The organism is Ruegeria halocynthiae, assembly GCF_900106805.1.
GTDB classification, from domain to species: Bacteria; Pseudomonadota; Alphaproteobacteria; order Rhodobacterales; family Rhodobacteraceae; genus Ruegeria; species Ruegeria halocynthiae.
Genome location: NZ_FNNP01000025.1, coordinates 1 through 5,845 on the forward strand (window position 1 = coordinate 1; position 5,845 = coordinate 5,845).

Sequence of the window (5,845 nt, forward strand, 5' to 3'; positions counted from 1 at the left end):
TCTTTCTCATCTCCACTCCTTGGCGGTTACGATGAGCCAGAAACCCTCTCTTATCAAATCGACCTAAACTGTCCCATTGGTGCTGACGTCAGACACTCTGCGAAAATTCCACTGGCAGGTTCCCAGTTTGAAATCGACGGATCTCTGTGGCGGGCCCAGGTCGCAGTTAAACCCGCCGTTGAGGATGGCGTTGCCTTTGCCTTGCGTCGCGCCGTCGCCAAGGAAATGTCGCTTGATGACTTGATGGTGGGCCTGCCGGATCTGGACGCCAACATGGCCGATCTGAAATCCGGTGTGGACCCGGCTGATGCCGCTGTGTTCGAAGCCTATGACAATGGCGGGTTCGGAGATTTTCTGCGCGCGGCGGTCAAGGCCAAGTGGAACATCCTTTTGTCGGGCGGGACATCCTCCGGCAAGACGACCTGGTTGCGTGCTTGCCTTGCCGAGGTTGATCCCACTGAGCGGATCATGACCATTGAGGATGTGTTGGAGATCCGGCCTGGTCAGCCCAATGCCGTGTCCCTGGTGGTGAACAAGAACGCATCGAGCAGCGATCTGTTGAAAGCCTGCCTGCGGTTCCGGCCGGATCGGATCATCATGGGGGAACTGCGCGGGTCTGAGGCATATGATTTCCTATCCGCAATCAACTCGGGCCATCCAGGCGGCATTTCCACGTTACACGCAGCCTCACCGGATTCCGCTCTGTCGCGCCTGGCTCTGATGGTTCTGCAGGCGGATACCGGCCTGACCTATTCCGAGATCCTTGAATACTGCCGCTCGATGATAGACGTCATTATCCAGTTCCGTAAAACCGGGGACCAGAGGCGACCAGTGGCCGTCAGGGTATTGAGACAACGGTAGTCGGGCAACAGTCGGGGGGTCTTATGACTCTTGTCCTCTTGGTCCACTGGGCTCAATTGCTGGAATCAAGGGAAATCCTACGCTCGTGGGACAGGGGCCGTTCGTTCCCTGTGCGACGAAAGAGGAAGAAGAGCCCACTTTGACCGATGCTGCACATGGTACGTATGACCGCTATTGAGTTCAATTCGGAACAGAATGCAGGGAGCATGGCCATGAATACCGAAATTTCATTATGTCGAAAACAGAGGTCAGTTTGCCTTCGCTACCAATTGATACCCAGGCTTGGCTATTGCGCGGACCATCGTAATCGGAGCGCCATTGATCCAGGTGGTTCGTTCCATGACAAACAGGGCTTCGTCAACGTCGGATGCCAGAAGTTCGGCCTCTTGTCGGGTTGCTCGCTTGGCAAGGAAACGAACTTCACAATCGCTGTAGGGGCGGTTTCGGATCAACCATTCGTTCGCGCTTTCGCGGCTGAGATCAACATCCAGGATTTCCGGCGTGGTTTCATGGGCAATCCATCTGTCTTCGAAGATGTAAGGCTGTTTGTTGGCCATATGCAGAGCCGTTACACGCAACATCTCGGTCGGTTCGGCAAGTCCGAAAGACGATGCAACGCGTGGGGGTGAAACGAGAATTTCGCGGGACACAAGGAAATAGCTATAGTCATTGCCAGCCGCTTCGATTTCAAGCCGGGTGATCGGAATGTCAAATGTGGTGCGTGTAATCGGGTGTAGCGTAATTGTGGTGCCACCCTTGCGACGTCGATCTACCGTCCCGCTCTGAGCCAGATCCAGCATGGCACGCTGGACCGTTGTTCTGGAACATTTGAACTCTTCCGCTAGCTCCTGATCATTTGGCAGCTTTGCGCCCGGCAATAGCTCGCGCTCCAGAACCCTCCGCCTGATTTCGTCTCTGATGTCTACCCAGTTACTACTCATGGAAGGAATCCGTGCTTTGCTCGTGTTTACCTGATTGGGCTCGGGTCATATCGCCCCGCACGTTCGCTGTGAATAATTGTGTTGACAGAAATATTATGTGCATGCTTAAAAACTTTTAGCAACGGCTAAATGGCACTTGCTATTTGGGAGGACATAATGAAACGCAGAGAATTTGTGACAGCCGGCGTGATTGGCGCTGCGGCGACGTCACTGGCAGCACCCGCTGTTGCCCAGGGCATCCGGCAATGGAACATGGTCACAGCCTGGCCCAAAAACCTGCCTGGTCCGGGGGTGGCGGCGCAGATGCTTGCCGACAGGATCACCACCCTGTCCGGTGGCCGGTTGGAGATCAAGTTGCACGCAGCCGGGGAACTCGTCCCTGGTCGAGGTGTCTTTGATGCGGTATCCGAAGGCACCGCCGAACTTTATCACGCGGTTCCGGCCTATTGGGGCTCCAAGTCAAAAGGAATTTTGCTTTTCGGCTCGCAGCCCTTCGGTTTGCGTGCCGATGAACAGTTTGGGTGGCTCTATCACGGAGGCGGTCAGGAACTCTATGATGAGATCTATGCACGCTTCAACCTCAAGCCGTTCTTGTGCGGGAACTCCGGGCCTCAGTGGCAGGGTTGGTTCCGCGACGAGATCAACTCGCTGGACGATCTGAAAGGGCTTAAATTCCGAACAACGGGCCTTGCTTCTCAAATGTGTTCAAAGATCGGTATGGCGGTGCAGGCTATGGGACCGCGGGATATGTTCCAGGGACTTCAGACCGGCGCGCTTGATGCTGGCGAATTCATTGGCCCCTGGACAGACAGTGCGGTTGGCTTCCAGCAGGTCGCCAAAAACTATTACTGGCCCGGTGTGGGTGAGCCGTCTTCAGCCGAAGAATGCGCGGTAAACGCCAATGCCTATGCCGAATTGCCGGATGACCTCAAGCAGGCGGTCAGCTTTGCTTGCGAAAGCCTCTACAACCCGGTCTGGACGGAATATACAACCAAGCATGCACAAGCCCTGGCCCATCTGGTCGCCAATGAGGGTGTTCAGGTCCGCAAATTGCCCGATGATGTCGTGCAGGCCATGGGTGCCGCAGCGGTCGAGATCATGGATGAATTGGCCCAGGACGAAGATGAACTGGTTCGGCGGATCACCGAGAACTTCCTGGCGTATCGGGATTCAGTCGGTCCCTACATGGTTTATGCAGACAATGGTCAGATGAACGCGCGTTCCAGCGTGTTGGGTTACTGATCCGCACATCCGGCGCGCGAAGCCGTGCGCCGGAACACATTTGAGGCGAAACGTGCAGAAACTCGTTCGGACTTTGGATTGCTTCAGCTATGGCGTTGGATCAGTTGTTCGCTGGCTGGCGCTTGCCATGGTGCTGGTTCAGTTCATGGTTGTCGTCGCGCGGTATGTATTCGGACTGAGCGATGTGGCGGTGAACGAATCCGTCCTATATATGCATTCGACCCTGTTCATGCTGGGGGCCGGATACACGCTATTGGTCAACGGGCATGTGCGCGTGGATATTTTTTACAACCGATTGGGTGATACCGGCCGACGCCGAATTGATCTCTTCGGTCATCTGTTTCTTTTGATGCCTACCATGTTTGCCATTCTCTATTGGTCCTGGCCTGCCGTCGTAAATTCATGGAGCATTCTAGAAGGACCGATCTCTGTCGGTGGGATCAAGGCGGTGTTCATTCTGAAAACGCTCATTCCCGCCTTCTGCATTCTTCTCCTGATACAATCCGCATCGGAAGTGTTGCGTCTTTTGATCGGGGGCAAGGCGCGTGACTGAATATCTCGACCTTCTGATGTTCGCGGCCCTAATGGCGGCTGTCCTGTCGGGTTTCCCCGTGGCTTTCAGCATTGCAGGCACCGCGATTGCATTCGCCTTTTTGGGTTGGTCGCTGGGGGTGATGAACATCTCGCTGCTGGGCGCGATGTCGCAGCGGATCTATGGCCTACTGACGAACGGTGTGCTGATCGCCATTCCGCTGTTCGTTCTGATGGGCGCGGTGCTGGAAAAAAGCCGGATCGCCGAAGATATGCTGGATACGATGGGGCGGTCCTTTGGCAGCTTGCGCGGTGGACTGGGTATATCCGTTGTTCTTGTCGGCATGCTGCTTGCGGCCTCGACGGGTATTGTGGGTGCTACCGTTATTGCAATGGGTATGATTGCCCTGCCGACTATGCTGCGGTCGGGATATGACCCGCGACTGGCCGCCGGAATTGTCTGTGCGTCCGGCACGCTTGGCCAGATCATTCCGCCTTCCACGCTGCTGATCATTCTGTCAGATGTCGTGTCAAACGCCTATCAACAGGCGCAGTATGAACAGGGCAAGTTCGCAATCGACACCATTTCGGTGGGGCAGATCTTTGCCGCCGCATTGCTGCCTGGCCTTACGATGGTCGTCCTTTATATTCTGTATATTCTGATCCGGGGGGGTCTGCGCCCTGCAGATGTTCCGGTTCTTAAAGATGCTGATGTCAGGTTGCCTTTGTCCGAGACTCTGTCGGCCATTTTGCCGGCCATTCTGCTCATTCTGGCGGTGCTTGGCGCAATCCTGAGCGGCGTTGCCTCGCCTACGGAGGCAGCTTCCGTCGGTGGGCTGGGGGCGATCCTGATGGCCGCGATCAAGATTGGAAAGTCGCGAAAGTTCTTGCTTTTGGGCACCACCTGTCTGGTGCTTTTGGCCATGGGGGCCAGCCTGTATCCGGTTCGTTTGCAACGCAGCGACCTGAGCGCCTTGGATTACGTCATGGGCGGGGGATACATGGCGCTGACCCTGATCGGAGCGGTTGCCATTCTGCTCGCCGTCAAGCGGTTGATCACGCAAAAAACGCTTCAACCGGCTTTGAACTCGACCCTAACAATGACGTCCATGATTTTCGCCACCATATTGGCGGCCGGAATTTTCTCGCTGGTGTTCATTGGCCTTGGCGGTGAAGAGCGGGTGCATGAAGTGTTGTCTGATCTTCCGGGCGGACCAACAGGCGCACTGCTTTTTTGCATGCTGTTTATCTTCTTTCTCGGGTTTTTCCTAGATTTCGTCGAAATCACGGTAATCGTTCTGCCTTTGGTCATGCCAACGCTCATCCTGATGGGGCATGATCCGGTCTGGCTGTCGGTCCTGATTGCGATCAACCTGCAAACGTCCTTTCTGACGCCACCTTTCGGGTTCTCTCTGTTCTACCTGCGCGGAGTTGCGCCAAAGGAACTCAGCACCGGTCAAATCTATGCGGGTGTGGCCCCGTTCATTCTGATCCAGATACTCGCCGTAACCGTCATCTGGTTCCTGCCCGAGATCGCAACCCTCTTGCCTGAGCTTTTGTTCTGAACTCGGCCAAACGATGCCTGATCAGTCTGCGATTTCCCCGGATTCAGCCAATTCGCCACTTCGGTCAGAGGCTCGGAAAAGGCGCTTGGGCGTTTCATTCGCAATCGGTTCGGCCCTGGCGTTTTCCACTATGGGCACTATTGGCAAGCTGACAATGAGCGGCGGAGTTGATCCGCTGACCGTCGTGACCTAGCGGGCCATTTTCGCGGCGTCGCTGGTCGCACTGTGGATTACGTTCAGGCAACCCAAAGCTCTGAGAGTGCGTGTACAAGATCTGGTCTGGTTCCTTGTTCTGGGTTTTGTCGGTATTTCGTTGAACTATCTCTTCTTCTTCAGGTCGCTGGAGCTTACAACGGTCAGCACGGCTGTCACGCTCGTTTACACCTATTCGATCATGGTGACCGTATGCGCCGCAATTTTGTTGCGAGAGCAGCTGACCCGCACCGCAATATTATGCGCCGGGTTGGCAACTGTGGGGTGTTTCCTGATCGCGCAGGTTTATGACCCAGATGCGTTTCAGCTCAATCGAGCGGGATTGTTGTTCGGGATGGGTGCTGCTGTAACCAAAACCGTCTACACGTTGATCACCAAACATCTATTGGGGCTTTGCCGCAAACTTTGGTCGACATGTTGCACCTTCGCGCGGTTTGATCCAACTGGTGGTTGGTCTGCTGCAATGTTTGGGAATGTCCGGTGATCGACTTC

General features: G+C 55.3%; 6 protein-coding genes. 5 read left to right on the plus strand and 1 reads right to left on the minus strand.

Translation table 11 applies throughout. The features are described 5' to 3' along the window. Positions 1–861, plus strand: an 861-nt coding sequence (locus BLU89_RS20905; protein WP_074739655.1) for an ATPase, T2SS/T4P/T4SS family, incomplete at its 5' end; no start/stop codon positions are given. A 248-nt stretch (positions 862–1,109) separates the two neighbouring features. Here BLU89_RS20905 and BLU89_RS20910 read toward each other — a convergent pair. After that, a complete protein-coding gene (locus BLU89_RS20910; RefSeq protein ID WP_074739657.1) occupies positions 1,110–1,802 on the minus strand; it encodes a GntR family transcriptional regulator in 693 nt (230 codons plus the stop codon). Between the two features lie 156 nt (positions 1,803–1,958). On the opposite strand from BLU89_RS20910, the gene BLU89_RS20915 reads away from it, so the two are divergent. From BLU89_RS20915 to BLU89_RS20930, 4 genes are all read left to right on the plus strand, one after another. Beyond that, positions 1,959–3,044: a TRAP transporter substrate-binding protein gene (locus BLU89_RS20915; protein ID WP_074739659.1), complete on the plus strand. Its 1,086-nt coding sequence runs from the start codon at positions 1,959–1,961 to the stop codon at positions 3,042–3,044. A 52-nt stretch (positions 3,045–3,096) separates the two neighbouring features. After that, positions 3,097–3,597: a TRAP transporter small permease subunit gene (locus BLU89_RS20920; RefSeq protein WP_074739661.1), complete on the plus strand. Its 501-nt coding sequence runs from the start codon at positions 3,097–3,099 to the stop codon at positions 3,595–3,597. Further along, positions 3,590–5,140, plus strand: coding sequence for a TRAP transporter large permease (locus BLU89_RS20925; protein WP_176797740.1), 1,551 nt, complete (start codon positions 3,590–3,592; stop codon positions 5,138–5,140). Before BLU89_RS20920 ends, BLU89_RS20925 begins: the two co-directional genes overlap by 8 nt. A gap of 199 nt (positions 5,141–5,339) precedes the next feature. After that, the gene (locus BLU89_RS20930) at positions 5,340–5,837 is read left to right on the plus strand and encodes a DMT family transporter (RefSeq protein ID WP_083347844.1); all 498 of its coding nucleotides are present in this window, start codon (positions 5,340–5,342) and stop codon (positions 5,835–5,837) included. Positions 5,838–5,845 lie beyond the last annotated feature (8 nt).